Source organism: Streptomyces sp. NPDC046931 (genome assembly GCF_040644655.1).
GTDB lineage: Bacteria > Actinomycetota > Actinomycetes > Streptomycetales > Streptomycetaceae > Streptomyces.
The window spans coordinates 142,849-168,190 of the sequence record NZ_JBEYWX010000001.1 but is presented as its reverse complement, the minus strand read 5'-3'; the positions used below and the strand labels follow the sequence as shown (position 1 = coordinate 168,190).

The following is a 25,342-nucleotide window of genomic DNA, read 5'->3' as shown; positions in this document are numbered from 1 at the left end:
CCTCTTCCGCTTCACAAGGTTATGGACAGCGGAAATAAAGGCTACGCCTCCCCGGGGGTGAAGGTCAGGTCGGGCCGGTTCATCGTCGCGTAAGTCACATCGGAGAGCGTGTTTCGGGGCTGGAAATGGCGGGAAACAAGCGTGGTTCCGTGGTGAGAGGGGTACGACGACCCGGGCCCGGAGCGGAGGCTGCACGGGCCTGTGCCTGATCACACGTGTCCGTCAGCCGGTCCATGCGTGGATCTTGTTGTTCCGCTTCGAACTTTACGTCAACTTGGGAGAGATGACTCCCCTGGAAGGGTGACCTGGATCCGGCAGCCCCTGGAGGATTCGGCCACCCCGATCCGGCCACCGTGCAGATCCACCGCCCAGCGCGCGATCGCCAGGCCGAGGCCCGTGCCGCCGTCGCTGCCCGGACCGTGCGGCCGGCTCACGGCGCCGCGGTTGAAGCGCTCGAAGACCCGGTGCCACTCGGACTGCGGGATACCGGGGCCCTCGTCCAGCACCTCGAGCTCCAGGGAGTCGGGGGCGGGCCCCCGCCGGGCCTTCACCGTCACGCGGCCGTGCGGAGGGCTGTGCTTGACCGCGTTGTCGATCAGGTTGGCGACGACCTGGTGGATGCGCTCCGGGTCTGCGTGCGCGGTCAGCTCGGGCGGGGAGACGTCGAGGTGCAGATGGACGTCCGTGCGGGTGTGGCTGCCGGAGCCCGAGGCGATGCCCGCCCGCGCGGAGGCCACCATCTGGGCCTCCTTGAGGACGCCCGAGAGATACGGCCACACCTCGAAGCGGCGCTTCTTCAGCGGGACGACGCCGTTGTCCAGGCGGGAGAGGTCCAGCAGGGTCTCCACCAGGCGCCCGAGGCGCTCGGTCTGCTTCAGGGCGGTGCGCATGGTCTCGGGGTCGGCCTCGGTGACGCCGTCCACGATGTTCTCCAGCACCGCGCGCAGGCCCGCGATGGGGGTGCGCAGCTCGTGTGAGACGTTCGCCACCAGTTCCTTGCGCTGGCGGTCCTGGGCCTCCAGCTCGTCGGCCATCAGGTTGATGGTGTCGGCCAGGTTACCCAGCTCGTCGCGGCGGTTGTCACGGACCCGGCGGGTGTAGTCGCCGTGCGATATCGACCGGGCGACCGCGTTCATCTCGTCCAGCGGCGCGGTGAGCGAGTGCGCCACGAACTGCGTGATCAGCAGCGTGGCGATCATCGAGAAGACCGTGATGAAGCGCAGCTCGGTCTCGGTGCGCACCGCTATCAGCAGCAGGCCCGTGGTGATGAGCACCGAGATGACGACCAGCGCACCCAGCTTTGTCTTGATCGAGAACGGGCGTACGCCGCCCCAGGGTTCCCCGGGGCTCCTCCGTGCGGCCGGCCCGCCGCTCATGGCGTCGGGGTCTCCAGGGCGTAGCCCACACCGTGCACGGTGCGGATGCGCTCCGCGCCGATCTTCCGCCGCAGGGCCTTGATGTGGCTGTCCACGGTGCGGGTGCCGGAGGCGTCCGCCCAGTCCCACACCTCCGCGAGCAACTGCTCCCGGGAGAGCACCGCGCGCGGCGTGTTGGCCAGGCAGACGAGCAGATCGAACTCGGTGGGCGTGAGGTGGACGTCCTCACTGCGCACCCGCACCCGGCGCTGGGCGTGGTCGATCTCCAGCTCGCCGAGGCGCAGAATGCCGCTGCGGGGTGTGGCGGCGGCCAGCGCGGCCCGCTCCACCCGCCTCAGCAGCACATGCACCCGCGCCGCCAGCTCCCGCATCGAGAACGGCTTGGTCATGTAGTCGTCGGCGCCGACGCCGAGCCCGACCAGCATGTCCGTCTCGTCGTCGCGCGCGGTGAGCATCAGCACCGGTACCGGGCGCTGCGCCTGCACACGGCGGCAGACCTCCAGGCCGTCGAAGCCCGGCAGCATGATGTCGAGAATCAGCAGGTCCGGCTGCCATGCCTCGGCCGTGTCGACCGCCGACGGACCGTCGCCGGCCGTTTGCACGAGGAATCCTTCCGCGCGCAGCCGGGCGGCGATGGCGTCGACGATCGTCGGGTCGTCCTCGACCACCAGAACCCGCCGCTGAGCGCCCGGGGTCGCCGTCGTGCCGTTGTGCGCGGTGTGTGTCTGCTCCATCGCCCGCCCCTGAGTTGCTTTCCGGAATCCGTGGGGTGATCCCATGACTGCGATTGACGCTTGAATGATCCGCGTCAGGGAAGCAGGGTACGGGGAGTTACCGCCGGTCGGCTATCCAGGTCGGACAGCCAGATGCACGACGTCCGGAACGCCCCGGGCAACGGGCACCTCTTCGGTATGCACCTGCCGGAACCCGGCATTCCAGAGGGTTCCTTCAAATTCCGGAGAGGGCTGGGCCGACCACACCGCGAGCACTCCGCCGGGCCTCAACACCCGTGCGCAGCCCGCCAGTCCGGACGCGGAGTACAGGCTGTCGTTGCCGTCCGTGACCGTCCAGTCGGGGCCGTTGTCGATGTCGAGACACAGCGCGTCGTACGTGGCGGATGTCTCACGCACATACGTGACGAGATCGGCCTCGACGATGCGGGTGCGGGAATCGGCGAGCGCGGGGGCGGACACGGTGGCCAGGGGGCCGCAGAGGTGCCAGTCGATGACGGCGCGCTCGCGCTCGACGACCGTGATCTCCGCCCAGCGCGCGTCCGCCGCCGCATGTGCGAGCGAGAAGCCGACGCCGAGCCCGCCGATCAGCACGCTCGGCTCCGGGCGTCCGTCCAGGGCCTCGTACGCGGCGTCCACGAGCAGCCGCTCCGAGCGCCCGTCGGAGGTGTCCATCAGAAAACAGCCGTTGGCGATGATCTGGAGCAGCTCGCCGTGGCGGCGGAGCACGACCTCGCCGTGCGGGCCCTCGCGACGGTCCAGGACTTCAGGGGTCTCACAGATGTCGTACGGATGAGGCATGAGTCACATTGTGGTGTCGAGAGGTCTCCTGGGCGAGGGATATTCAGGTACCGCCAGGGATGTGCACAGCCGTCTGATGAGTCCCCCGGACGCAGAAACCGCCTGAGAAGTTGCTTTGAATCCGGCACGTCGGTGGCGTCGGTCATAGACAGCGGCCCGGGGCGGCACCAAGGGTGGGGCGTGACGGAAGGAGCTCCCCGCCTTGGAAAGCACGGTCTCGGCGGCTGACGCCAGGGTCGCGGCCCCCGGGACGCCTCTGCTCGACGGCATGCCGCGCCAGCGCACCGCACGGCTTCCCGCCGCCCCGGCCGCGCCCCGCATCCCGGCCGCCGCTCCCGTGCCCCGCCCGGGCCCGTTCGTCCGGAGTCTCCTGCCGACCCCCGCGGAGACGCCCTTCACCTTCGGATACGCCGCCGTCCTCGTCGTGACCTCCCTGTTCGCCGCGTACACCGACCCCTCGCTGGTGCACACCCTGTACCAGGAGTCCAGCACCGACGTCGCCCATCTGGTGCGCAGCCCGGCGCTGGTGCTGGTCGCCAGCGCGCTGTGGATCGCGGGCGGGGTGACCTCGTCGTACGCCCTCCTCTTCCTGTTCGTGCTGACGGCGCTGGAGCGGCGGATCGGCGGCCGGCGCACGGCCGTCGTCTTCCTGCTCGGGCATGTCCTCGCGACCCTGGCCACCGAGATCCCGGTCGGCGCCGCGGTGCTGGCGGGCCATCTGCCCGGCAGTTCCCTGCACCGCCTCGACTACGGCATCAGCTTCGGTGTTGCGGCGTGCGTCGGCGCGCTGACCGGCCTGCTGCCGCCGTGGCCGCGCCGGACGGTGCTCACCGTGTTCGGCGGGATCCTGCTGGCCGACCTGATCCAGCTCACGGACCCCCTGAGCAACTGGGGCCACCTGCTGTCCCTGGCGATCGGCGTGGGGACCTGGCCCCTGGTCCGGCGCTGGCAGCGGACGGGCCCTCAGGGCGCCCTCGCCACCCCGTCCACCGCCTGAGCGGCCCCGGCTCCGGCACTCCCCAACCGGCAGGCTTTCGGTGATCGCTCAGAGCGAACACCCCTTGGGGAACAATCGGATCGCGGCGTGCATTGAGTCGGCATAACTCAACTTGACTGCCGAAGGGGAGATCATGGCTTCGACGCCCACATCGCTCACCCTGCCTGTGCTGCCGCTCGACGGCGAGGTCGTGCTGCCCGGCATGGTGGTTCCACTTGACCTGAGCGACTCCGACGTGCGCGCGGCGGTGGAGGCCGCGCAGGCAGCCGCCGGTTCGGAACCCGGAAAGCCCAGGGTCCTGCTCGTGCCCCGCATCGACGGCACGTACGCGAGCACCGGTGTGCTCGGCACGGTCGAGCAGGTCGGCCGGCTCGCTGACGGTGACCCGGGCGCCCTGATCCGCGGTCGCGGCCGCGTGCGGATCGGCGCCGGAACGACGGGCCCGGGTGCGGCGCTGTGGGTCGAGGGCACAAGGATCGACGAGAGCGCTCCAAACCCGCTGCCCGGGCACGTCGCCGAACTCGTCAAGGAGTACAAGGCACTCGCCACCAGCTGGCTGAGGAAGCGCGGCGCCTGGCAGGTCGTGGACCGCGTCCAGGCCATCGACGACGTCTCCGCGCTGGCCGACAACTCCGGCTACTCGCCCTTCCTGACCACCGAGCAGAAGGTGGAACTGCTGGAGACCGCCGACCCGGTCGCCCGGCTGAAGCTCGCCACCCGGCAGCTGCGCGAGCACCTCGCCGAACAGGACGTCGCGGAGTCCATCGCCAAGGATGTCCAGGAGGGCGTGGAGAAGCAGCAGCGCGAGTTCCTGCTGCGCCGTCAGCTGGAAGCCGTCCGCAAGGAGCTGCGCGAGCTGAACGGCGACACCCCGGAGGGCGAGGAGTCCGACGACTACCGGGCCCGGGTGGAGGCGGCCGATCTGCCCGAGAGGGCCCGTGAGGCCGCCCTCAAGGAGGTCGACAAGCTGGAGCGGGCGAGCGACCAGTCGCCCGAGGGCTCCTGGATCCGCACCTGGCTCGACACCGTGCTCGAACTGCCGTGGAACGAGCGCACCGAGGACGCCTACGACATCCGCGGCGCCAAGGCCGTCCTGGACGCCGAGCACGCGGGCCTGGACGATGTGAAGGAGCGGATCACCGAGTACCTGGCGGTGCGCAAGCGCCGCGCCGAGCGCGGTCTCGGCGTCGTCGGCGGGCGGCGCGGGGGTGCCGTCCTCGCGCTCGTCGGGCCGCCCGGCGTGGGCAAGACCAGCCTCGGCGAATCGGTCGCGCACGCCATGGGACGCAAGTTCGTCCGGGTCGCGCTCGGCGGTGTACGCGACGAGGCCGAGATCCGCGGTCACCGGCGCACGTACGTCGGTGCCCTCCCGGGCCGGATCGTCCGCGCCGTCAAGGAGGCCGGTTCGATGAACCCGGTCGTCCTGCTCGACGAGATCGACAAGGTGGGCTCGGACTTCCGGGGCGACCCGGCCGCCGCCCTGCTGGAGGTCCTGGACCCGGCGCAGAACCACACCTTCCGGGACCACTACCTGGAGGTCGAACTCGACCTGTCCGACGTCGTGTTCCTCGCGACGGCGAACGTCCTGGAGGCGATCCCCGAGGCACTGGCCGACCGGATGGACATCGTCCGCCTGGACGGCTACACCGAGGACGAGAAGGTCGTCATCGCCCGCGACCACCTGCTCCCGCGTCAGCTGGAGCGGGCCGGCCTGGACAAGGGCGAGATCGCCCTCGACGAGGGTGCGCTGCGCAAGCTCGCCGGCGAGTACACCCGTGAGGCGGGCGTACGGAACCTGGAGCGGGCGATCGCCCGTCTGCTCCGCAAGGTCGCGGCACAGCACGAGCTGGGCGAGAGGGAACTGCCCTTCACCGTCCGGGACGAGGATCTGCGCGCACTGATCGGACGTCCGCACCATGTGCCCGAGTCCGCCCAGGACCCGGCCGAGCGGCGTACGGCGGTCCCCGGCGTGGCGACCGGTCTCGCGGTCACCGGCGCGGGCGGTGACGTCCTCTACGTGGAGGCGTCGCTGGCCGACCCGGAGACGGGCGCGGCGGGCCTGACCCTCACCGGCCAGCTCGGCGACGTGATGAAGGAGTCCGCTCGGATCGCGCTGAGCTTCCTGCGCTCCCACGGCGCCGAACTGGAGCTGCCCGTGGGCGACCTGAAGGACCGGGGTGTGCACATCCACTTCCCGGCGGGCGCGGTCCCGAAGGACGGTCCGAGCGCGGGCATCACGATGACGACCGCGCTGGCCTCGCTGCTGTCGGGCCGTCTGGTCCGTACGGATGTGGCGATGACGGGCGAGGTCTCGCTGACCGGCCGCGTGCTGCCCATCGGCGGGGTGAAGCAGAAGCTGCTCGCCGCGCACCGGGCGGGCGTGACCACCGTCATCATTCCCAAGCGCAACGAGCCCGACCTGGACGACGTCCCGGCCGAGGTGCTGGACAAGCTGGACGTCCATGCCGTCACGGACGTCCGCCAGGTCCTGGAGCTGGCGCTCGCGCCGGCCGGCAGCGGTGCGACGCCGGAGGTTGCGGTGGCGGCGTGACGGACGCCTCCGGATGACGGAAGGCCCGGGTTTCGTGAGGGAGGCCCGGGCCTTCGCCCTGCGGGGCAGGGGTGTCAGCCGCCGACGGGCGCCTGCGGCCGGGGCGGTGTGCGCTAGCCGTCGGCGAGCGCCCGCACCCTGTCGAGTGCCCCGTTGAACCTGTCGTGGTCGCCGACCGTCGGCCCGGACGACGTGTACTGCCACATGGTGTAGTAGCCCCAGCCGCCCGGCAGGGTGCCCGGGTCGGCGGCGTAGCGGGCGATCCACAGCGGGTGGGCGGAGGCGAAGCCGGCGTAGTCGCCGGTGCACCGGGTCCACCAGCTGGTGGCCGTGTAGATCACAGCGTCCCGGCCGGTACGCGCCCGGTAGGTGTTCAGGAAGTCGGCGATCCAGCCGGTCATCCCGCTCGTCGACTTGCCGTAGCAGGCGGCGCCGTACGGGTTCCACTCGATGTCGAGCACGCCCGGCAGGGTTCTGCCGTCCCCGGACCAGCCGCCGCCGTGGTCGACGAAGTAGCCGGCCTGGGCGGCGCCGCTCGTGGTGTCCGGGGTCGCGAAGTGGTACGCGCCGCGGATCATTCCCACGTTGTACGAACCGTTGTATTGCTGGGCGAAGTAGGGGTTGGTGTAGTACGTCCCCTCCGTGGCCTTGGTGTAGGCCCACCTGACCCCGCTGTTCCAGAGGGTCGGCCAGGCGACGTTGCCCTGGTAGCCGGAGACGTCGACGCCCTCCGTCCGGGTGGCGGCGGCGCTCAGCGGGGTTCCGTCCCGGCCGTCGTGCGCCAGGACACCCATCCCCATGTACGCGGTGCCGCGGACGGGCGTGCCCGCGGCACGGGCCGGGAGGGTGAACAGGAAGGCGAACGGGAGGGAGCACAGGAGGGAGAGCGCGGCGAGGAGGATTCCGGCCGCGAGCGGGCGGCGCGGGGACCGGATCGGTAAGGGTCTGCGCACGGGCATGACGTGCCTCCGAAAGGCTGGGAGGAGCTCGGTGGGGGTTCGCTCGGGCACGCCCGTGCCGGGATGTGCGGGGAGTGCGGGGGAGTGCGGGGCACGCTCGCCCCCGGCGATGGCGTGGGCATGCCAGTACTTGCCTGGTAAGGAAGCTACGCACGTAGAAGACGGGCTGGGAAGGGGGGCCGGAGGCTGCCGTTGGTCTACGCCTGCGAAATACTGGCGGAGCTGCGGCAAAGGCGAGCTTTGGCGGAAACTTTCAGAATCCGGTAACCGGGACAGGGATGCTGACGTGCACGAGGACGCAAACGGCGAGGGACGTCCGGTCGAATCCGGAGCGTCGGTAAGTGGTGTGGACCAGGAGTTCCTGGCGCTGGAGCGCGAGCTGACCGTGTTCCTGCGGCGCGCCCGCGCCAGCCAGGGGGAGATGGCCCGCGAGGTCCACCCGGACCTGGAGTCCGCCGCGTACGGCCTCCTCGTACGGCTCGACGAGTGCGGCCGTCAGCGCGCCACCGAACTCGCCGCGTACATCGGTGTCGGCAAGGCCACGATGTCCCGCCAGCTGCGCGCCCTGGAGGACCTCGGCCTGGTCGCCCGGGAACCCGACCCGGCCGACGGCCGCGCCTGGCTGGTCCACCTCACCGAGGAGGGCCGCGGCCGGGTCGGCCGTGTCCGTGACGCCCGCCGTGCCCGCTATGTACGCAAGCTCGCCCACTGGGACCCCCGCGAGGTCGCCGAGCTCGCCCGGCTGCTGAACCAGTTGAACCGGGGCATGGAGAAGTAGGCCGCCCCCAAGCCGCGCTTCACAGGTCCACGTACACCACCGTCGCGTCGTCGTGCGTCTTGCTGCGGCCCAGGTGTACCCGCCGCTCCCGGTCGGCGTCCTCCAGGGCCCGTACCCGCTCCACCAGCGCCGCCGCCCCCTCTTTGCGCACGAAAGTGAACAGGTCCGTCCAGTCGCCCTGGCGGAACTTCTCCGTCCAGCGGGTCGCGCCGTCCGTCAGGGCCACCAGGGTGCGGACCGCCGCACGCGGGAGTTCGCCCGTCACCGCGCGGGCCGCGACCGAGGGGTCGGCGGCCGCCGTGAAGAAGCCGCCCGCCTTGTTGCGGACCGTGGCGTCCGCGATCGCGTCCGAGGCCAGCGAGGCACGCGGCACGCGGGCCAGGCGGTCGTCCAGCAGGACGGTGACCGTGCCGTCGGGGGCCTCGGCCAGCAGCGCCGAGTCCGAGAGGACCAGATACTCCACCGTGGCCTCGGACCAGCGGGCGAGGACCACGGTCGCCTGCGGAGTGCGCGGGTGAGAAAGGTCACAAGTGGCCGCATGGGCCTCGGCGGTACGGCCGAGCGCCTGTGTGAGGATCTCCGAGAGCGCCAGATCCCGGTGTGAAACGGACAGTTCGGCCAGTGCCCCGCCGAGGCGTGCGCAGAACCAGTGGACGGAATGAAGACACCCGTCGTCGCCTTCCGGCGGAGTCACTCCGTCCAGTACGACCAGCGCTCCGCCCTGCCCCGAAGCCGGAACGGTGAGCGTGGCGAAGTCCTCGTTGGGGCGGGCCGGGTCTCCGGGCTCGGAAATCAGTTCCCTACGCATCCGGCCAGTCTGCACGACCCCTTCACAAGGCCCACGAAAGGCTGGCAACGCTTGCGGAATCGGTGCGGTCGACCAGGTCAGGCGCCTGGTTTGGCATGGAATGATCGGCTCCGGTGAAGCGCGGTGGCGAATATTGCCAAAGCACGCCGCCGACGTCCAACCGGCCCGCCCTGCGGTGCGCCCGCACGGGCCTCGGGAACTTGCCCGCCAACTCCCCACCGATGTTCACTCCTTCGGGTGGCGGGTCAGGCGAAGTGGGCACTCTGCCCACGGGCACTGGGAGGGTCGAAAGCCGTCGTACCGGGTCGGCGCCCCAGTTGACGGGCCGTCACCCGGGCCATGGGTACACGAGTCAGGAATGCGAGCACCGGTGCAGAAAACGCGGCCTCGGCGCACAGGCAAGCAGACGGCCCCCGAGCGAGGGGCCTCGTCCGAGACCGCGGGCAGCGGCCGTTCCGCCCGGGTGCGCAACCGGCTGATCGTGGCCGTGGCCGTGGTCGCCGCCGCGATCGCGGGCGCCGGGGCACCGAGCGTCATCGCCGCCTCGGGGCAGCTGAACGACTCCCAGAACCTCGTGACGCTCGCCGGGCAGACCAAGGACGCCCTCACCCTCGCCCACTCGCTGGCGGACGAGCGCGACGCGGTCACCGCGTACGTGGCCGCGGGGCGCCCCAAGTCACAGGCGCCGGCCGAGCAGCAGAGCGCCCGCGTCGACCGGGAGATCGAGGATCTGCGCGCCGACCCGGACCTCCCCGCCGCGCTGCGCAAGGACCTCGACGACGTGGGCTCCGTACGGCGGGCGGCACTCGTCGGGAAGAGCAGTGCTCTGGAAGCCCACCGGGCGTACTCCGCCGTCATCGGCGAGCTGCACGCCCTCGCCGACCAGCTGGCCGGGAAGATCCCGCCCCGCGCGGGCTCCGGCGCCCACGCCCTCGCCGAGCTGGACAGCGCCGTGCAGCAGGCCGCCGCCGCCCGCGGACTGCTCCTCGCGGCCCTGAACATCCCGCGCACCTCCCAGACCACCATCAACCCGGTCACCGGTCTGCCGACCACCACCACCGGCTCCTCGGCCGCCGACACCGAACAGCGCGACGCGCTCACCGCCGCCGCCCAGCAGGCCGCCGTACGCTCCGACGCGGCCGTCGCCGACTTCCGCGACAACGCGGCCAAAACGGCCAAGGGTTCCTACGACTCCACGGTCACCGGCCCCGAGGTCACCTCCGCCGAGAAGTACCTCGCCGCCCTCACCGACCAGCCCACCCTCTCCGACAGCGATCTCGGCCTCAGCACCAAGAAGGTCGACGCGGCCCTGTCCGCCCGCGTCGACCTGATGCGCGGCGTCGAGTCCTCGCTCTACGAGGGCGGCAGCAAGGATCTGGCGCAGCTGCGTGACGACGATGTCACCACGCTGGAGATCCGTATCGCCGTCCTCGGCGCGCTGATGCTCGTCGCCGTGGGCGTCTCCATGGCCATGGCCCGCAGCCTCACCCGCCCGCTGGCCGTCCTGCGTCTCGGCTCGGCCCGGGTGGCCGCCGACCCGGCCGGCGAGGAACCGGTGAGGTTCACCGGACGCAACGACGAGTTCGCCCAGGTCGTCCGCTCGGTCAACGCCCTGCACGCGCACGCCGTCGCCCTCCAGGAGCGCCTCGGCACCCTGGAGGCCGACCGCAAGCACCTGGTCGGCCAGCGGCAGACCATGGCCGACGAGCGCGCCAAGCTGCGCGCCGAACTCGACGAGGCCGCCTCCCACCTGGAGCTGGTGCGGCACACCATCCACTCCACGTTCGTCAACCTCGCACTGCGCACCCTCGGCCTGGTCGAGCGCCAGCTGACCGTCATCGAGGGGCTGGAAGAGCGCGAGCAGGACCCCGAGCGGCTCTCCACGCTGTTCCGGCTCGACCACTTCGCCACGGTGATGCGCCGCCACAACGAGAACCTCTTGGTCCTCGCCGGTGCCGAGCACGTTCAGCAGCACGCGGGGCCCGTGCCGCTCGTGGACGTGGTACGCGCCGCGGTCAGCGAGATCGAGCGGTACGAGCGGGTCCGCATCGCCGCGATGCCGCCCCACGCGCATATCGCGGGTTTCGTCGCCGACGACCTCTCCCACCTGGTGGCCGAACTGCTGGAGAACGCCGCCTCGTTCTCGCCGCCGGACGTCGCCGTCGAGGTCTCCGGCTGGCTCCTGGAGAACGGCGAGGTGATGCTCTCCGTCCAGGACGAGGGAATCGGCATGACCGCCGAGCGGATGAGCCGGCTCAACGCCCGGCTCACCCACTTCGACCCGGTCGAGCCGTACGACCAGGAGAGCGGCGATGGCCTGGGACTCGGCCTGTACGTGGTGGCCCGCCTCGCCCACCGGCACGGTGTCCGCGTCCAGCTGCGCGAACAGAAGCAGGGCGGTGTCGCGGCGGTCGTCGTGGTGCCCAAGACCCTGCTCGCCACGGCCCCGGCGGCCGCCGTGCCCCCGGCGGCCGCGGGTCCGGTGACGGGCGGCGCGGCCCCGGTGTCCCTGCCCGGCGCCGACGCGGAGGCCAACTCGAACGTCCTCAGCGGACGTAACCGGATCACCCTGGAGGAACCGCAGGGCGACGAGGACCCGCTGATCGCGGCGGCGGAACAGGCTGTACACGACCGGAGCACCGAGGACGCCCCGAACGCCGAGGACACGGACATCCCGCAGGACACCGTAGGGGGCCAGACCGCGGTTCCCGCCGGGAACGCGGTACGGGGCCAGGGTGCCGTACGAGACGCAGGCGCCGTACCGGACGAAGGTGTCGTACGGAACGAAGGCGCCGTGCGCGAAGCCGCGCCCGCGGGTGACGCCTTCGCGGCGCGCGGCGAGGAGTCCGCGGGCTCCTCCCCGCAGCCCCCCGCCGACCTGCCCGGCCCCGAGACCACGATGGAGCTGCTGCTTCCGTCGCCCCGGGCGGAGCAGCCCGCGCCCGACGCCGGCGCCCCCGGCGGGTCCGCGGCCGACCCGTACACCATCGGCCCCGACACCCACGAACGCAGCGCCGACGGGGACGAGCCCGCGGCGGCCCAGGCATTCGAGGAGCCCGAGGCCCCCCGGCTCACTGCCAAGGGCCTGCCCAAGCGCACCCCGAAGATCTCCGCACCCGCCCCGGCCCCCCGGCAGCGCGCCGGCGGAGTGGACGCCGAGGCGCTGCGCCGCAGGCTCGGCGGATTCCACCACGGCGCCGCGGCGGGCTACCGCCACGCCGAGGCGGAGATCGCCGAGAAGACCGGGGAGAACGCCGCGCCCGCGCAGCGACCCACAGCACCACCTCAGAACGCGGCACCCGGTACCGCACAGGACGTTGAACCATCGGGGGGCTCAGTCGAGGAGGCAAGCAGTTGACCGCGCCCAGTACCTATGGACTGAGCAGTGAGGCCCGCAACCTGCACTGGCTGCTGACGAACCTCGTCGAGGAGGTGCCGGGACTGCTGTCGGTCGCGGTGGTCTCCTCCGACGGCCTGCTGCTGCTCTCGTCCGACCCCGGTAGGAACGCCCAGGCACGTGCCGGCCGCGGGGACCGGCCCGGCGGTCCCAGGGGGTCGTCCGCCGACCTCGCCACCGTCGTCTCCGGCATCGGCAGCCTCACCATCGGGGCCGCGAAGCTGATGGATGCCGGCGGGGTCAGGCACACCATGGTCGCGATGGACGAGGGCAGTCTCTTCATCATGTCCATCAGCGACGGCTCACTGCTCGGCGTGCACGGCTCCGCGGACTGCGACATGAGCGTGGTGGCGTACCACATGGCGCTCTTCGTCGGCCGCGCCGGACACGTCCTGACGCCCGAACTCCGCAGCGAGCTGCGCAAGTCCCTCGAGACCGAGTCGGCGGGGAGCCCCCGATGAGCAGCACACCGAAGAAACTGCCCGTCCGCGGCGGCGACCGCAAACCCGCCCGCGTACGCCCATACTCGCTCACCGGCGGCCGTACCCGCTTCGGGCATGTGCTGCTCGTCGAGACCTTCGTGGCGGCCCTGGAGGCCCCCGAGGAACGACGCGAACTGACCAATGGTTCACTGGCCACCCGAGTGATGCCCGAGATGCGGGCGATCGTCGAACTCTGCCGCCGTATGCGCACGGTGGCGGAGATCGCGGCTCTGCTGAAGATGCCGCTGGGGGTGGTCCGCGTGCTCCTCAGCGACCTCGCGGACCAGGGAAAGATCCGTGTGTACGGAACCGGTCACGGCCCGGGACAGCCGGACCGCGCTCTGCTGGAAAGGGTGCTGAGTGGACTCCGTCGTCTCTGACGCCTCCCCGGGCGTCGACCGACTCGTCGAGCCCGACGAGGATCTGAAGGCCTGGCAGACGGACCGCACGCGCGCCCCGATCGCCACGAAGATCGTGGTGGCGGGCGGCTTCGGCGTCGGCAAGACCACCCTGGTGTCCGCCGTCTCCGAGATCACGCCTCTCCAGACGGAGGCGCTGATGACCGAGGCCAGTGAGGAGACCGACGACCTCACCGACACGCCGCAGAAGCTCACCACCACGGTGGCGATGGACTTCGGCCGCATCACGCTCGACGACGACCTGGTGCTCTACCTCTTCGGCACGCCGGGCCAGCAGCGGTTCTGGTTCATGTGGGACGACCTGGTGCGCGGTGCGATCGGGGCGGTCGTCCTGGCCGACACCCGGCGGCTCGAGGACTGTTTCCCGGCGCTCGACTACTTCGAGAGCAGCGGACTGCCGTACGTGGTGGCGGTCAACCACTTCGACGGCAGCGAGCGGTTCGATCCCGAGGACGTGCGCGAGGCCCTCACCGTTTCCGCACACATACCTGTCATGATCATGGACGCGCGGCGCCGGATCTCGGCGATCGAGACCCTCCTGGCCCTTGTGGGCCACGCGCTCGACGTCACCCCCGAGTGAGGGGCGTCTTATCCGCGCCGATCCACAAGACACCCCCATGCCCCGATAGGAGCACCATCCGCATGCGGAAGATACTCGTCGTCGGAGCCGGCCAGTCCGGACTCCAGCTCGCCCTCGGCCTCCAGTCGCACGGGTACGAGGTGACCCTGATGTCCAACCGGACCGCGGACGAGATCCGCACCGGCCGGGTCATGTCGACGCAGTGCATGTTCGACACGGCGCTCCAGCACGAGCGCGACCTCCAGCTGAACTTCTGGGAGTCCCAGGCCCCGAGGATCGAGGGGCTCGGTGTCTCCGTGGCGGGTCCGGAGTCGCAGCGTGTGATCGACTGGGTGGGCAGGCTGGACGGCTACGCGCAGTCGGTGGACCAGCGGGTGAAGATGGCCGGCTGGATGGAGACGTTCGCGCAGCGCGGCGGCCAGTTGGTCATCCACGGCGCGGCGGTCTCCGACCTCGACTACTTCTCCCGTACCTACGACCTGGTGCTGGTGTCGGCGGGCAAGGGCGAACTGGTGTCCATGTTCGGCCGCGACGCCTCCCGCTCCCCGTACGGCGAGCCGCAGCGTGCCCTCGCGGTCGCCTACGTCCACGGCCTGGGTCCCCGCCCGGAGCACCCCCACTACGACGCCGTGCGCTGCAACCTGGTACCGGGCGTCGGCGAACTGTTCGTCATGCCGACCCTGACCACCTCCGGCCGCGCGGACATCCTGTTCTGGGAGGGCATACCCGGCGGCCCGCTCGACGTCTTCAAGGGCGTCAAGGACCCCTCCGAGCATCTGTCCCTGACCCTGGAGCTGATGGAGCGGTTCACGCCCTGGGAGTACGCGCGGGCCACCAAGGTCGAGCTGACCGACGCGAACGGCACCCTGTCGGGCCGCTATGCACCCACCGTCCGCAATCCGATCGGCCGCCTCCCCGGCGGCGGGCTGGTCCTGGGCGTGGCGGACGTGGTCGTGGCGAACGACCCGATCACGGGCCAGGGCTCCAACTCGGCGGCCAAGTGCGCCGCGACCTATCTCGCCTCGATCCTCGAACACGGCGACAAGGAGTTCGACGAGGCCTGGATGCAGGGGACCTTCGATCGCTACTGGGACGTGGCCCAGCACGTCACCAAGTGGACGAACGCCATGCTGGGCGTGCCGCCGGAGCACGTCCTGAACCTGATCGGCGCGGCGGGCACCCTCCAGCCGGTGGCCGACCGGTTCGCCAACGGCTTCAACGACCCGTCCGACTTCGAGAACTTCTTCTACGAGCCGGAGAAGACGGAGGCGTACCTGGCCTCGGTCGCCGGCGCCTGACCGGCCTCCGACCGGCAGTCCGACCGTCGTTGCCGGGCCTTGCCGGCTGCTTTTGGATTTCCTGGGACGGCTCCGGTTGCGCCGGGGCCGTCGGCAGGCCGGCCTGAACCGCGGGGACCTGACCGCGGCCGTCGTTGGTGGTGTACGTGCAGGTGGGAGGTCCACCGGTGAAGGTCCCGTTGGTGCCGCACGGACTCTGCGCGTGCGCCTCCTGTGCCGTACGCCCCCGCGAGGCCGAGTGCCAGGCTCACGCAAGAGCGTCGCGGACCCTGACCACCGGGGTCGGGTGAAAGGTAGCCGGCCGTGCAGGCCAGGCTTCCTTCCTTCGTCGCCGGTCATGCGACGCTTCGAACCTCCAGGAGGACGTGGCGCCCCGGTCGCGCGTAACTGACGTACCGTCAGTCAACCCGGAGGAGCCGCCGTGTCCCGGGCGACGCGCGAGGGGTCCCTCCGAGTGCGGTACGTCCCCGGCCCGCACTCGGAGTCACTGCGGCAACGCGCCTCGGGCGGCGGGCCACGCTCGGCAGGCCCGATGGCGAAATCCAGCTAATCTGACGAACCGTCACTTAAGCTGTCGCCGTCACGCACCGAGGGGTTATGTGATCAGTGTGAACAGAACATCGCTAAGGCCGCGGCGCCTTCTCGTGCTCGGCGCGGCGCTGATCGCCGCGCTCATCATGCTGACAGCCGCGCTCATCTCCCAGCAGATCCAGATCGACGATCTTGAACGCCTGCCCGGCCCCTCCGGTCCGACCGGTCCGACCGGCCCGGCCGGGCCGGAGGGGCCCCCAGGCAAGGATGGCAAGGAGGGGAAGGACGGCAAGGACGGAAGGGACGGAGCCGACGGTCAGGACGGCCAGGACGGCACGGAGGGCAGGGAAGGCAGAGACGGGACCGACGGGAGCTCGGGGAAGGACGGGACCGACGGGACGTCAGGGAAGGACGGGAGCGACGGTAGGGACGGAAGGGACGCCACCGGCAGCCCGGGGTCGTCCGGGGCACGGGGTCGCTCCCGCGGCCGCAACCAGGACGCCACCGGCAGCGCGGGGTCGTCCGGGTCCCGCGGCCACTCCCGCGGCCGCAGCCCCAATCAGGACGGCACCCGCAGGGCACTCCCCGGCGCCTCCCTCGTCACGCAGGAGCCGTCGCCCGATGTCTGCCTCACCGATGAGGGGCACCCGCAGATGCAGACGGCGGCGCCCGGCGAACCGCAGCAGGGCAGCGAGTGCCCGACGGCCGGGTGATGCCGCGGAACGGGCCGGCGGGAGCCGCCGTACACCGGTTCGCGCTCCGCTCGGGTGGTGCGGGCGACACGGCCGTGTCGCCCGCTACCGGGCCTTCCGTGCCGGGGTCGGCGAGCTCCGGAGGCAGGCATTGCCGTACGGGTTCCCCGCCCGGGTCAGGGGCTTTCGGGCCGTCGGCGCCTAGGGCTGCACGAGCTGCCCGACGGCGTGCCCGAGGGCCCGGTCGCTCTTCTGTGCCGGGGTGCGCTCCGGGCCGAGCGCGCCGGACGACAGGGGGCTCCGCTGCGCGGTCTCGGTGCGGCTGCGCTCGTACTCGGAGAGTGCGGCGAGCTGTTCGGGACTCAGCGAGGCGAGCAGCTCCTCGACGTCCTTCAGCTGCCGCTGGACGTCGTCGCGCTTCTTCCGCTGCCGCTCGGCCAGGGCGAGCTGCCTGTCGCGGGCCTTGCGTGCCGCGCGGGCCAGCTCGTCGGCGTGTCTGGCCGCGACGGCGAGTTCCTGGGCCTTCTTGGCCCGCTCCCGGGCCAACTGCGCGATGACGTGGCCCTGGTCGAACACGTGCTGCGGATCCCGGGCCATCAGCAGGCGCAGGTAGGAGGAGACCTCCATGCTGCTCCGGTACTGCTGCCGGGCCAGCAGGCCTACCGCGGCCCGGCTGTCCTGGAGGGCGAGCCGGGCCCTGGTGAGCCGTATGTCCAGCCGTGCGACCTCGGCCTGCCGCTTCTTCAGCTGCTCAGCGGTGGCGTTGTAGGTCTCGGTCGCCACCTCGGCCTGCCGGTACTGTTGCCGAAGCTCCGTCAGCAGCTGGGACAGCGGACGGTCGTCCGGCCTTTCCAGGGAGTCGGCGTTCGGGTCCGGGACGGCCATCGCGGGCGCGGTGGCGAGCAGGGCCGAGACGGTCACCGCAGCCGCGGACATCAGGCGAAGCAGCCGCTCCGACATGTCATCACCTCCGGTGCGGATACGGAGGTGGTCCTTCCACCTCGTACCGGCAGGATGGGACGCGTGCCGGCCGGGCGCCCCTCCGGTGGTCGGACCGGCCCAGAGAGGTCACCCGGCAGTGGCGTCCGGTCCGCCGGGCGGTGTGCCGCCCGGCTTCCGGCGGGGTGCGGACCAGGGCCACCGCAGACGGCGGCCGGTGTCGCCCTCGGGGTCGTACGCGTACTTCCAGCCGGGGTGGAGGCCGAGCCTGCCGGGGGGGCCGGCCGGGACGCGGCGGTAGACGAGGACGGTCGGCGGGCCGCCGACCGCGTCCGGGACCGGCACGCGGTACGTCTTCGGCGGGTGGCCGGTCGGGCCGAGCAGGACCGGAAGGACGCGCCCGTCCAGGGGGCCGCCCACGAACGGGGTGTCTTGGCTCTTCACCACACCAGTGTCCTCCGCGGGGCCGGACCGGCCCGCGCGGCACCGGATCACAGCAGGTGACCCGCGTCGCCCACCACCGGCAGCACGCGCCGGGCCAGCGCGCCGACCGGTCCCTCGGCGCTCTCCAGGGCCAGTGCGGCCCGTACCACGGCGGCGGTCTGGGCGTCGCGTCCCGCGCCGGCCACGAGGCACGCCAAGAACTGCTCCACGAGCCAGTCCCTCAGCTCGTCGGCCGGCGGCTGCTTGTCCTCGTCGAGCCAGATCAGGGAGGCGGCCTCGACGGTGGTGATCCACATCCGCACGGTCATCCGTAGCCGCGGTCCCGGCTCCTCGGCGCCGAGATGGCTGAGGATGTGCTCGGCGGCGGCCCGCCGCACCCCGTCCACGATGGCGCTGGTGCGGGACGTCTCGACCACGCTGCCGCCCTGGAGCAGGGCGTTGAAACCGGTGTCGTGCCGGCCGACGAAGGCGAGGTACCGCTCCAGGGCCCGGCCCAGGCGGCGGGTGAGCGGCCCCTGCTGGGGTTCGGCGAAGCACTGCTGGAGCTCCTCCGCGGCGGAGCGCAGGGCGGCCTCGTACAGCTGCTGCTTGCCGCCGGGGAAGTAGCGGTAGACGAGCGGGCGCGAGACCCCGGCCGCCTCCGCCACGTCGTCCAGCGAGACCTCCTCGGGCGCGCGGTGCGCGAACAGGGTCAGCGCGGCGTCGAGGAGCTGGGTGCGGCGCTCTTCGACGCTGAGCCTGCGGTACGCGCGGGTCGGAGCCTCGGAGGTCATGTCCCGCAGCGTAATCGCGACAGCGCAGGAAGGGGGACCCGGCGCAGGGGGCGGCCGTCCGGTTGTCGCCCGCCCGCGTGCCGTGCTCAGGCCAGCAGCCCCGAGGCCTTCCACAGCCGCCGGCCGACTCCCCGCAGCACACCGATGTCGTCCAGGAAGCCGGTCAGCCGCTTCGCGCCCGTCTGCATGACCTCCCGGCGGTGGCCGCTGGCCCTCACCTGGGCCACGGCCTCCCGCTTGTCCAGACCCACGTTCGTGTACACCTCGGGGTTCACGAAGGCGACCGAAAACACCCGTGCGAACTCGCCGGAGGTGATGCGGGTGAACTCCTGCGACCACCGGGGAGCGGTCAGCATCTGGCGGCGCAGTTCCTCACGCGCGTAGCGGACGTGCCGGGCCTCCTCCACGACGTGGATGCGGGTGACCCCGCGGATCAGCGGCTGCACCCGGTCGTCGGGGAAGGTCAGCCGCTGCATCCAGTCCAGGACCTCTTCACCGAGGAGCGTGGCGGTGAAGGACCCGGGCGTCGTCGAGATCGTCTTGAAGACGCGGCCCAGCGTGTGGTGGACCCGGCCGACCGGGTACCAGGGCGTGCCGCCGTGTGTGATCAGCCGGGCGAACATCTTGGAGTGCCGGCACTCGTCCTCGATCTCGGTCAGCGCGTAGCGCACATGCGCGCTCGTCGCCGCCTTGTCGTAGATGTGCCGCACCAGCAGCTGCATCAGGATGACCTCGAACCAGATGCCGAGCGAGGCGAGCGATGCGGCCTCGTGCTGGGAGAGCAGGATCCGCTGTTCCTCACCCATCCGCTTCCACAGCGGCGTGTCGTACAGCGACACCAGCTCCGGGGGCCAGAACCACTTGCCGTCCTCGAAGGGCGCGTCCCAGTCCAGTTCCCTGTCCGGGTCGAAGGAGTGCCTGGCGGAGGAGGCGAGCAGCCGCTCGGCCACCTGTTCCCGGTCCTTGAGCAGGCCGAGCGCGTCGCGGAGCACGTCGGCTTCGGTCACGGTCGTCATCGCTGTTCCCCACCACGTCGTCTCACGGGCCGCCGTTACCGGCGGTCACATCTTATGAGACTACCTGTCAGTAAGGACGTCAATCCCCTGGACGGCACTTGTTGACGTAGCGTCTACCGAGTGGCGGCAATCGGCGGGTGGCCGGCGTGCCGGTTGCACCCCGTGCAGCGCATCTCCCCGGGCAGACGGACCGGGCGGCAGTGCCCGTCTCACCCCGCGGTCTCGTTCGAAGACCCGGGTGGGCGTTTCACTTCGGGCTGGGCGACAGCCGTGCGCTCGTCCCGGACCTCGGCCGTGACGCCGATCCGTTTGAGTTCGGCCCGTATTCCGGCCGTGAGTCCAGCACCGCCTCCATCACACCCCTCGCGATCGGCGCCGCGTCCCCGCCGCCGCTGATCTCCCCGCGTTCGCCCGCCGCGTCCTCCACCACCACCGCGACCGCCACCGCCGGCTCCGCCGCGTCGTGGGCCTGCGCCCAGGAGATGAACCAGGCGTAGGGCCTGCCGGAATTGCCGACGCCGTGCTGGGCCGTGCCCGTCTTGCCGCCCACCACGGCCCCGGGGATCGCCGCGGTCCGGCCCGTCCCCTCCCTCACCACGTCGGTCATCATCTGCCGCAGCACCGCCGCGGTCGCCGGGCTCATCGCCCGGTACCGGGTGCGCGGGGCGGCCGTGCCCACCGTGTCGCCGGCGCTTGTCGTCGTCTTCTCCACCAGGTACGGCGCCTGCACCGAGCCGCCGTCGGCCACCGCCGCAGCGATCATCGCCATCTGCAACGGCGTCGCCCTCGTGTCGAACTGCCCGATCGAGGACAGCGCCAGCTGCGCCGGATCCAGCTCCCGGTCGAACGTACTGGGCACCACCGGGAACGGAATCCGCAGCTTGGGGTCGTTGAAGCCGAAGCCCTCCGCCGTGGCCGCCATCGTCCGGACCCCCACGTCCACGCCCAGCTTCGCGAACACCGTGTTGCACGACCACTCGAAGGCATACCGCAGGGACGCGTTCGCGCAGCCGTACGTCTCGTTGCGCAGCCAGGTCGTCGTGCCCGGCAGACGGTAGGGGTCCGGGGACGTCGTCCGCTCGTCCGGGTCCCACACCACTCCCGCGTCCAGTGCCGCCGCGGCCGTCACCACCTTGAAGGTGGAGCCGGGCGGGTACGTCTGCCGGATCGCCCGGTTGAGCATGGGCCGCGTCGCGTCCCCGTTCAGCCGGGCCCAGGCCCCCGCGACGGACGCCGAGGCCCCCGACAGCTCTCCGGGGTCGTACGACGGCGCCGAGACCAGTGCCAGGATCCGCCCGGTCGAGGGCTCGAGCGCGGCCACCGCGCCCGTCCGCCCGGCCAGGTACCGGTAGGCCGCACGCTGCGCCGCCCCGTCGAGGGTGGTGACGACATGACCGCCCGGTGGGTGCTTGCGCACCAGGTCGTTCCACAACGGGAACAGCGACAGCATCGGGTCGGTGCCCGCCAGCAACGGGTCCTGCGCGTTCTCCAGCAGGGTCGTCCCGTACCGCTGCGAGGCGAAGCCGGTGACCGCCGCGTAGAGCGGGCCGTCCGTGTAGGTGCGCTCGTAGCGGAACATCCCGCCCGTGTACCGCGATCCGGTCACCGGCCGTCCGTCGACCACGATGTCGCCGCGCGGCCGGCCGTAGCGGTCGATCGCCTCCCGGTGGTTGGCGGGATTTGCGCCGTACCGCTCCGTCTCGAAGATCTGCACCCGGGTCGCGTTCGCCAGCAGGGCGACCAGGAGCGCCGCACACAAGGCCGCCGCCCGGCGGATGGTGCGGGTCCCCTCTTGCCGGGCGAAGTCGAGATCGTCGGGGAGGCTCACGGCACCGCCGTTCCGTCGTACTGGCGCGCCGAGTCGCTGATCCGGATCAGCAGCGCCACGATGATCCAGTTGGTGACGACCGAGGACCCGCCCTGCGCCAGGAAGGGCATCGCCATGCCGGTGAGCGGGATCAGCCCCGTCACCCCGCCCGCGATCACGAACACCTGGAGCGCGACGATCGACGCCAGTCCGATGGCGAGCAGGCGCCCGAACGGGTCACGCAGCGCGAGGGCCGCCCGGTAGCCGCGCTCCACCAGCAGCGCATACACCAGGAACAGCGCGGACAGGCCCGCGAGCCCCAGTTCCTCGCCCGCCGTGGCCAGGATGAAGTCCGACTTGACCGCGAAACCGATGAGGACCGAGTGGCCGAGCCCCAGCCCGGTGCCGAGCGCCCCGCCGGCGGCGAACGCGAACAGGGACTGGGCGAGCTGGCCCGCGCCCCGCCCCGCCTCGATCGACGCGAAGGGGTGCAGCCAGTCCGCGACCCTGCCGTGTACATGCGGTTCCAGCCACCCGACGGCGAGTGCGCCCAGGACCGCGAGCACCAGGCCGACGGCGATCCAGCCGGTACGGCCCGTGGCGACGTACAGCAGCACCACGAACAGGCCGAAGAACAGCAGTGAGGTGCCGAGGTCACGCTCCAGGACCAGCACCCCGACACTGAACAGCCAGACCGCCACGACCGGCCCGAGGACGCGCCCGGCGGGCAGTCGCAGCGGCCCCGCACGGCGGCCCGCCAACGCCAGCGCATGGCGGTTGGCGGCCAGATACCCGGCGAAGAACACCGCCAGCAGCACCTTCGCGAACTCGCCGGGCTGAATGGAGAAACCGGAGACCCTGAGCCAGATCCGGGCGCCGTTCACCGCCGGGAAGAAGATCGGCAGGGTGAGCAGCAGGAGCGCGGCGGCCACGCAGAGATACGTGTAACGCTGGAGCACCCGGTGGTGGCGCAGCAGCAGCACCACGGCGATGAAGAGCGCCACGCCGACCGTCGACCAGTACAGCTGGGCGGGGGCGGCCCGGTTGCCGGGCGTCTCCAGATCGAGGCGGTAGATCAGTACCAGCCCCATGCCGTTGAGCAGGACGGCGATGGGCAGCAGCAGCGGGTCGGCATACGGGGCCCGCAGGCGCACCGCGCCGTGCGCGAGCAGCGCGAGCAGCCCGAGCCCGGCGCCGTAGCGCACGGTGCCGGGCGGGACGGCGCCGTCGCGGGCGAGGCCGACGGCGCAGTAGCCGTACACGGAGAGCAGGACGGCGAGGACGATGAGCGCACATTCGATGCCACGGCGCCAGGGCGGGCGCGGGGAGACGTGGGCGAGGGTGTCCACGGCCGTGTGCGCCGTCCCCGCAGTCCCCGCAGTCTCCGCCGTGTCCGCCATCTTCGCCTGCTCCGTCCCTCGGTTCCCTCGGGTCGCTCATTGCCTCATGCGTCGCCCGGGTTCCTCGCGTACGAGGCACGATCATGTGCGGAACGTAGCAAGGGACTGGAGGTGATGTCCCGTTATAGGGGGTTAATCGGGCTGTTCCGGTGCTTGTGGAAGGGGTGGGCCCGACCGCGGCGGCATCGGGTCACTCCGCGAGTTCCTCCAGCAGACGGGCCGTGTTCAGGCCGGCCCGCAGATACTCCACGAAGAGCTCGTTGTGCAGCGCCCAGGGGCCGCGACGGGCGCGGATCATCCGGACCGCCTCGTCGACGGTGTGACCGGCCCGCATCAGCGCCTGGGCGACGACCAGACCCGAGCGGTTGTACCCGTGGTAACAGCGGACGAGGACCCTGCGACCGTCCTCCAGGGCGTCGTCGGCCGCCTGTGCGAGCCGTATCACGCCCGCGATCTGCGTCCCGTCCAGCGGCCCGTCGGGGATCGGCCACACATGATGCTCCACCCCGTCGTCCGGCCCGTATCCCGGCAGCCGCAGCAGGGTCAGCACCAGATCGAACTGGTCACGTACGACGGCGAACTCCCGGTCCCCGGAACGCCCCTTGAATTCGTGCCCGCCCATCCACAGGCCGGGCACGATCTCGCTCCACGGGGAGTCCGGAGCGGGAACATCGGGTTGCTTTCTGCGGGTCCGCAACGGCGCCTCCCACCGAGTCCCCAACTGCTCACAAAGGTAACCGGGTTCTTGCCCCTGGAGCACCCCGCCTGTTCCCATGGTCATGGGGTGATGGTGCATGAGCGGACTGCGCGTCATACCGACCTGGCGACATGGCCAGGAACGCCTGTACGTATGCGGTGCCGACGGCAGGAACGTGGCCTGGTACGACCGCGACACGGGCCGGGTCAACCTGCTCAGCGAGGACCGGCGGCAGGACGTCCTGGCCGCCCTCCACCCGTTCCTGACCGGCCCGGTCACCGTGGGACCGCCGCCCGTCCCCACCCCCGCCGAGCTGGCCCGACTCACCCTCCACCCCGACGACGACCTGGCGCCGAACCGGCCCGGCGAGGCACTGCTGATCGCCCTCGACCGTGATCCGGGGCCCGGGCACCGGCTGCGCCCCGACCCACGGCGGCGGGCGCTCTTCGCCGAACAGGCGGTGGGGGAGGCGCTGGACCAGCTCGAGGGCATGGGCTGGCGCACCCTGCACTCGGTGCCGCTGCCCGGCGGGGACCGCGTCCACCACCTGGTGATCGGGCCCGGCGGCCTCTTCACGGTGTACTCCCTCCACGCCCGCAGGCAGCGCGTCCTCGTCGCCGACCCGGTGGTGACGGTGGGCCGTGGCGAGCCGTACCCGCTGCTGCGCCGGGTGCGCGCGGACGCGGACCGGGCCTCGTACGCCCTGACCGCCGAGGTGCACCCCGTCCTGGCGGTGACCGAGCCCGCCCGCCTGGAGGTCACGGTCCCGCCGCGGGAGGTCCGCGTGCTCACGGACGCCGACCTGCCCGGCCTCGCCCGCCGGGGCGGCGTACTCAAGCCGGCCGACGTGGAGGCCCTGCACGCGGTGGCGCGGGACCGGCACACCTGGGTCGGAGTCTGACGGGCACGGCATATCTGTCGGTCGGCAACAAGAAGTGACCGACTCGGGGGGTGTCAGCTGGAGGGCAGTGGAGTGGCAAGGGCGGGATCGAGCAGCGGGGCCAGCAGATCGCCGTAGGCCTGGAGGCGGGGGGCGATGTCCGGGGCGCGGAAGACGAGGGCGCCCGGGGACGCGCAGGCGGCCACCTCCTCCCAGGTCACCGGCGCGGACACGGTCGGCTCGCGCCGGGCCCGCAGCGTGTAGGGCGCCGCCGTGGTCTTGCGGGCCGCGTTCTGGCTCCAGTCGACGAAGACCTTCCCGGGCCGCAGGCTGCGCGTCATGCGGTGCAGGACCAGGCGGGGCATCGCCTTCTCCGCCTCCACGGCGAGCCGCTTGGCGTACTCGGTCGTCCGCTGCGAGGGCGTCGGCTCCACCGAGGCCAGCAGGTGCAGCCCCTTGGACCCGGACGTCTTCGCGTACGCCTCGATCCCGTCCGCCGCGAGCCGCTCCCGCAGCCACAGGGCGACACCGCAGCACTCGACGACCGTGGCCGGGGTGCCCGGGTCCAGGTCGAACACCAGCCGGTCTGCCACGTCGGGCGTGTCGACGCGCCACTGCGGGGTGTGGAACTCGGTGACGAGGTTGGCCGCCCACATCAAGGTCGCCAGGTCCTGGACCAGCACCATCCGGGCGGGGCCCTCCGCGCGCGGCACCTCGGCCGCTGTGACCCAGTCGGGTGTACCCGGCGGCACGTTCTTGGCGAAGAAGAGCTGGCCGTCCGGCCCGTCCGGGTACCGCAGGAAGGACAGCGGGCGGTCACGCAGATGCGGCAGCAACGCATCCGCGGTGATCGCGTAGTAGTGCAGCAGCTCGCCCTTGGTGAAGCCGGTCGCGGGATGGATGACCTTCTTCAGATTGCTGAGCGCGAGCCGGCGCCCCTCCACCTCTGTGATCGGCGTCATACGATGAGAATCCCATGAAACCGC

The 25,342-nt window shown here is 71.7% G+C and carries 23 protein-coding genes; 10 read left to right on the top strand and 13 right to left on the bottom strand.

Going from position 1 to position 25,342, the window contains the following annotated elements:
• Window positions 1-269: 269 nt before the first annotated feature.
• From ABZ876_RS00760 to ABZ876_RS00750, 3 genes are all read right to left on the bottom strand, one after another.
• Window positions 270-1,376 (bottom strand): HAMP domain-containing sensor histidine kinase, encoded by a 1,107-nt coding sequence (locus ABZ876_RS00760; RefSeq protein ID WP_361772332.1) that lies wholly within the window; start codon window positions 1,374-1,376, stop codon window positions 270-272.
• Entirely contained in the window at window positions 1,373-2,110 is a 738-nt protein-coding gene (locus tag ABZ876_RS00755) for a response regulator transcription factor (protein ID WP_234514168.1), read from the bottom strand. The genes ABZ876_RS00760 and ABZ876_RS00755 overlap by 4 nt, the downstream gene beginning before the upstream one ends.
• A gap of 111 nt (window positions 2,111-2,221) precedes the next feature.
• Window positions 2,222-2,908 (bottom strand): spermidine synthase, encoded by a 687-nt coding sequence (locus tag ABZ876_RS00750; RefSeq protein WP_361772330.1) that lies wholly within the window; start codon window positions 2,906-2,908, stop codon window positions 2,222-2,224.
• Between the two features lie 202 nt (window positions 2,909-3,110).
• Between ABZ876_RS00750 and ABZ876_RS00745 the strand changes: the two genes are divergently transcribed.
• Both ABZ876_RS00745 and lon read left to right on the top strand, forming a co-directional pair.
• Window positions 3,111-3,905 (top strand): rhomboid-like protein, encoded by a 795-nt coding sequence (locus tag ABZ876_RS00745; RefSeq protein ID WP_361772328.1) that lies wholly within the window; start codon window positions 3,111-3,113, stop codon window positions 3,903-3,905.
• Window positions 3,906-4,038: 133 nt separating this feature from the next.
• The gene (lon, locus tag ABZ876_RS00740) at window positions 4,039-6,456 is read left to right on the top strand and encodes an endopeptidase La (RefSeq protein ID WP_361772326.1); all 2,418 of its coding nucleotides are present in this window, start codon (window positions 4,039-4,041) and stop codon (window positions 6,454-6,456) included.
• A gap of 113 nt (window positions 6,457-6,569) precedes the next feature.
• Here lon and ABZ876_RS00735 read toward each other — a convergent pair whose 3' ends face one another.
• On the bottom strand, window positions 6,570-7,415 hold the full coding sequence (locus ABZ876_RS00735; protein ID WP_361772324.1) for a lysozyme: 846 nt from the start codon (window positions 7,413-7,415) through the stop codon (window positions 6,570-6,572).
• A 286-nt stretch (window positions 7,416-7,701) separates the two neighbouring features.
• On the opposite strand from ABZ876_RS00735, the gene ABZ876_RS00730 reads away from it, so the two are divergent.
• Window positions 7,702-8,193 carry a MarR family transcriptional regulator gene (locus ABZ876_RS00730; protein ID WP_361772322.1) on the top strand — a complete coding sequence of 164 codons (492 nt, stop codon included), beginning with the start codon at window positions 7,702-7,704 and terminating at the stop codon, window positions 8,191-8,193.
• A gap of 19 nt (window positions 8,194-8,212) precedes the next feature.
• On the opposite strand, the gene ABZ876_RS00725 is transcribed toward ABZ876_RS00730, so the two are convergent.
• Window positions 8,213-9,001, bottom strand: a complete 789-nt coding sequence (locus ABZ876_RS00725) for a protein phosphatase 2C domain-containing protein (RefSeq protein ID WP_361772320.1) — start codon at window positions 8,999-9,001, stop codon at window positions 8,213-8,215.
• 370 nt (window positions 9,002-9,371) lie between these two features.
• On the opposite strand from ABZ876_RS00725, the gene ABZ876_RS00720 reads away from it, so the two are divergent.
• The 6 genes from ABZ876_RS00720 to ABZ876_RS00695 all read left to right on the top strand — a co-directional run bounded on the left by ABZ876_RS00720 (window position 9,372) and on the right by ABZ876_RS00695 (window position 16,421).
• Entirely contained in the window at window positions 9,372-12,359 is a 2,988-nt protein-coding gene (locus ABZ876_RS00720) for a nitrate- and nitrite sensing domain-containing protein (RefSeq protein ID WP_361772318.1), read from the top strand.
• Window positions 12,356-12,859: a roadblock/LC7 domain-containing protein gene (locus ABZ876_RS00715; RefSeq protein WP_361772316.1), complete on the top strand. Its 504-nt coding sequence runs from the start codon at window positions 12,356-12,358 to the stop codon at window positions 12,857-12,859. Before ABZ876_RS00720 ends, ABZ876_RS00715 begins: the two co-directional genes overlap by 4 nt.
• Complete coding sequence (locus ABZ876_RS00710) at window positions 12,856-13,260, top strand: DUF742 domain-containing protein (protein ID WP_361665593.1); 405 nt, start codon at window positions 12,856-12,858, stop codon at window positions 13,258-13,260. Before ABZ876_RS00715 ends, ABZ876_RS00710 begins: the two co-directional genes overlap by 4 nt.
• Complete coding sequence (locus ABZ876_RS00705) at window positions 13,241-13,879, top strand: ATP/GTP-binding protein (protein ID WP_361772314.1); 639 nt, start codon at window positions 13,241-13,243, stop codon at window positions 13,877-13,879. Before ABZ876_RS00710 ends, ABZ876_RS00705 begins: the two co-directional genes overlap by 20 nt.
• A 62-nt stretch (window positions 13,880-13,941) precedes the next feature.
• The gene (locus tag ABZ876_RS00700) at window positions 13,942-15,177 is read left to right on the top strand and encodes a styrene monooxygenase/indole monooxygenase family protein (RefSeq protein WP_361772312.1); all 1,236 of its coding nucleotides are present in this window, start codon (window positions 13,942-13,944) and stop codon (window positions 15,175-15,177) included.
• Between the two features lie 608 nt (window positions 15,178-15,785).
• On the top strand, window positions 15,786-16,421 hold the full coding sequence (locus ABZ876_RS00695; protein WP_361772310.1) for a hypothetical protein: 636 nt from the start codon (window positions 15,786-15,788) through the stop codon (window positions 16,419-16,421).
• 180 nt (window positions 16,422-16,601) lie between these two features.
• On the opposite strand, the gene ABZ876_RS00690 is transcribed toward ABZ876_RS00695, so the two are convergent.
• The 7 genes from ABZ876_RS00690 to ABZ876_RS00660 form a co-directional block, all read right to left on the bottom strand.
• Complete coding sequence (locus ABZ876_RS00690) at window positions 16,602-17,360, bottom strand: hypothetical protein (RefSeq protein WP_361772308.1); 759 nt, start codon at window positions 17,358-17,360, stop codon at window positions 16,602-16,604.
• A 108-nt stretch (window positions 17,361-17,468) separates the two neighbouring features.
• Window positions 17,469-17,783: a hypothetical protein gene (locus tag ABZ876_RS00685; RefSeq protein ID WP_361772306.1), complete on the bottom strand. Its 315-nt coding sequence runs from the start codon at window positions 17,781-17,783 to the stop codon at window positions 17,469-17,471.
• A gap of 47 nt (window positions 17,784-17,830) precedes the next feature.
• Entirely contained in the window at window positions 17,831-18,556 is a 726-nt protein-coding gene (locus ABZ876_RS00680; RefSeq protein ID WP_361772304.1) for a TetR/AcrR family transcriptional regulator, read from the bottom strand.
• A gap of 86 nt (window positions 18,557-18,642) precedes the next feature.
• Window positions 18,643-19,572, bottom strand: coding sequence for a diiron oxygenase (locus ABZ876_RS00675; protein WP_361772302.1), 930 nt, complete (start codon window positions 19,570-19,572; stop codon window positions 18,643-18,645).
• A 247-nt stretch (window positions 19,573-19,819) separates the two neighbouring features.
• The gene (locus ABZ876_RS00670) at window positions 19,820-21,400 is read right to left on the bottom strand and encodes a penicillin-binding transpeptidase domain-containing protein (RefSeq protein WP_361772300.1); all 1,581 of its coding nucleotides are present in this window, start codon (window positions 21,398-21,400) and stop codon (window positions 19,820-19,822) included.
• The gene (locus tag ABZ876_RS00665) at window positions 21,397-22,779 is read right to left on the bottom strand and encodes an FtsW/RodA/SpoVE family cell cycle protein (protein WP_361772298.1); all 1,383 of its coding nucleotides are present in this window, start codon (window positions 22,777-22,779) and stop codon (window positions 21,397-21,399) included. The genes ABZ876_RS00670 and ABZ876_RS00665 overlap by 4 nt, the downstream gene beginning before the upstream one ends.
• A 190-nt stretch (window positions 22,780-22,969) precedes the next feature.
• Window positions 22,970-23,476 carry a dual specificity protein phosphatase gene (locus ABZ876_RS00660; RefSeq protein WP_361773843.1) on the bottom strand — a complete coding sequence of 169 codons (507 nt, stop codon included), beginning with the start codon at window positions 23,474-23,476 and terminating at the stop codon, window positions 22,970-22,972.
• Between the two features lie 97 nt (window positions 23,477-23,573).
• Here ABZ876_RS00660 and ABZ876_RS00655 point away from each other — a divergent pair, with 97 nt between their 5' ends.
• The gene (locus tag ABZ876_RS00655) at window positions 23,574-24,377 is read left to right on the top strand and encodes a nuclease-related domain-containing protein (protein ID WP_361772296.1); all 804 of its coding nucleotides are present in this window, start codon (window positions 23,574-23,576) and stop codon (window positions 24,375-24,377) included.
• Window positions 24,378-24,430: 53 nt separating this feature from the next.
• Here ABZ876_RS00655 and ligD read toward each other — a convergent pair whose 3' ends face one another.
• Complete coding sequence (ligD, locus tag ABZ876_RS00650; RefSeq protein WP_361772294.1) at window positions 24,431-25,318, bottom strand: non-homologous end-joining DNA ligase; 888 nt, start codon at window positions 25,316-25,318, stop codon at window positions 24,431-24,433.
• Window positions 25,319-25,342: the final 24 nt, after the last annotated feature.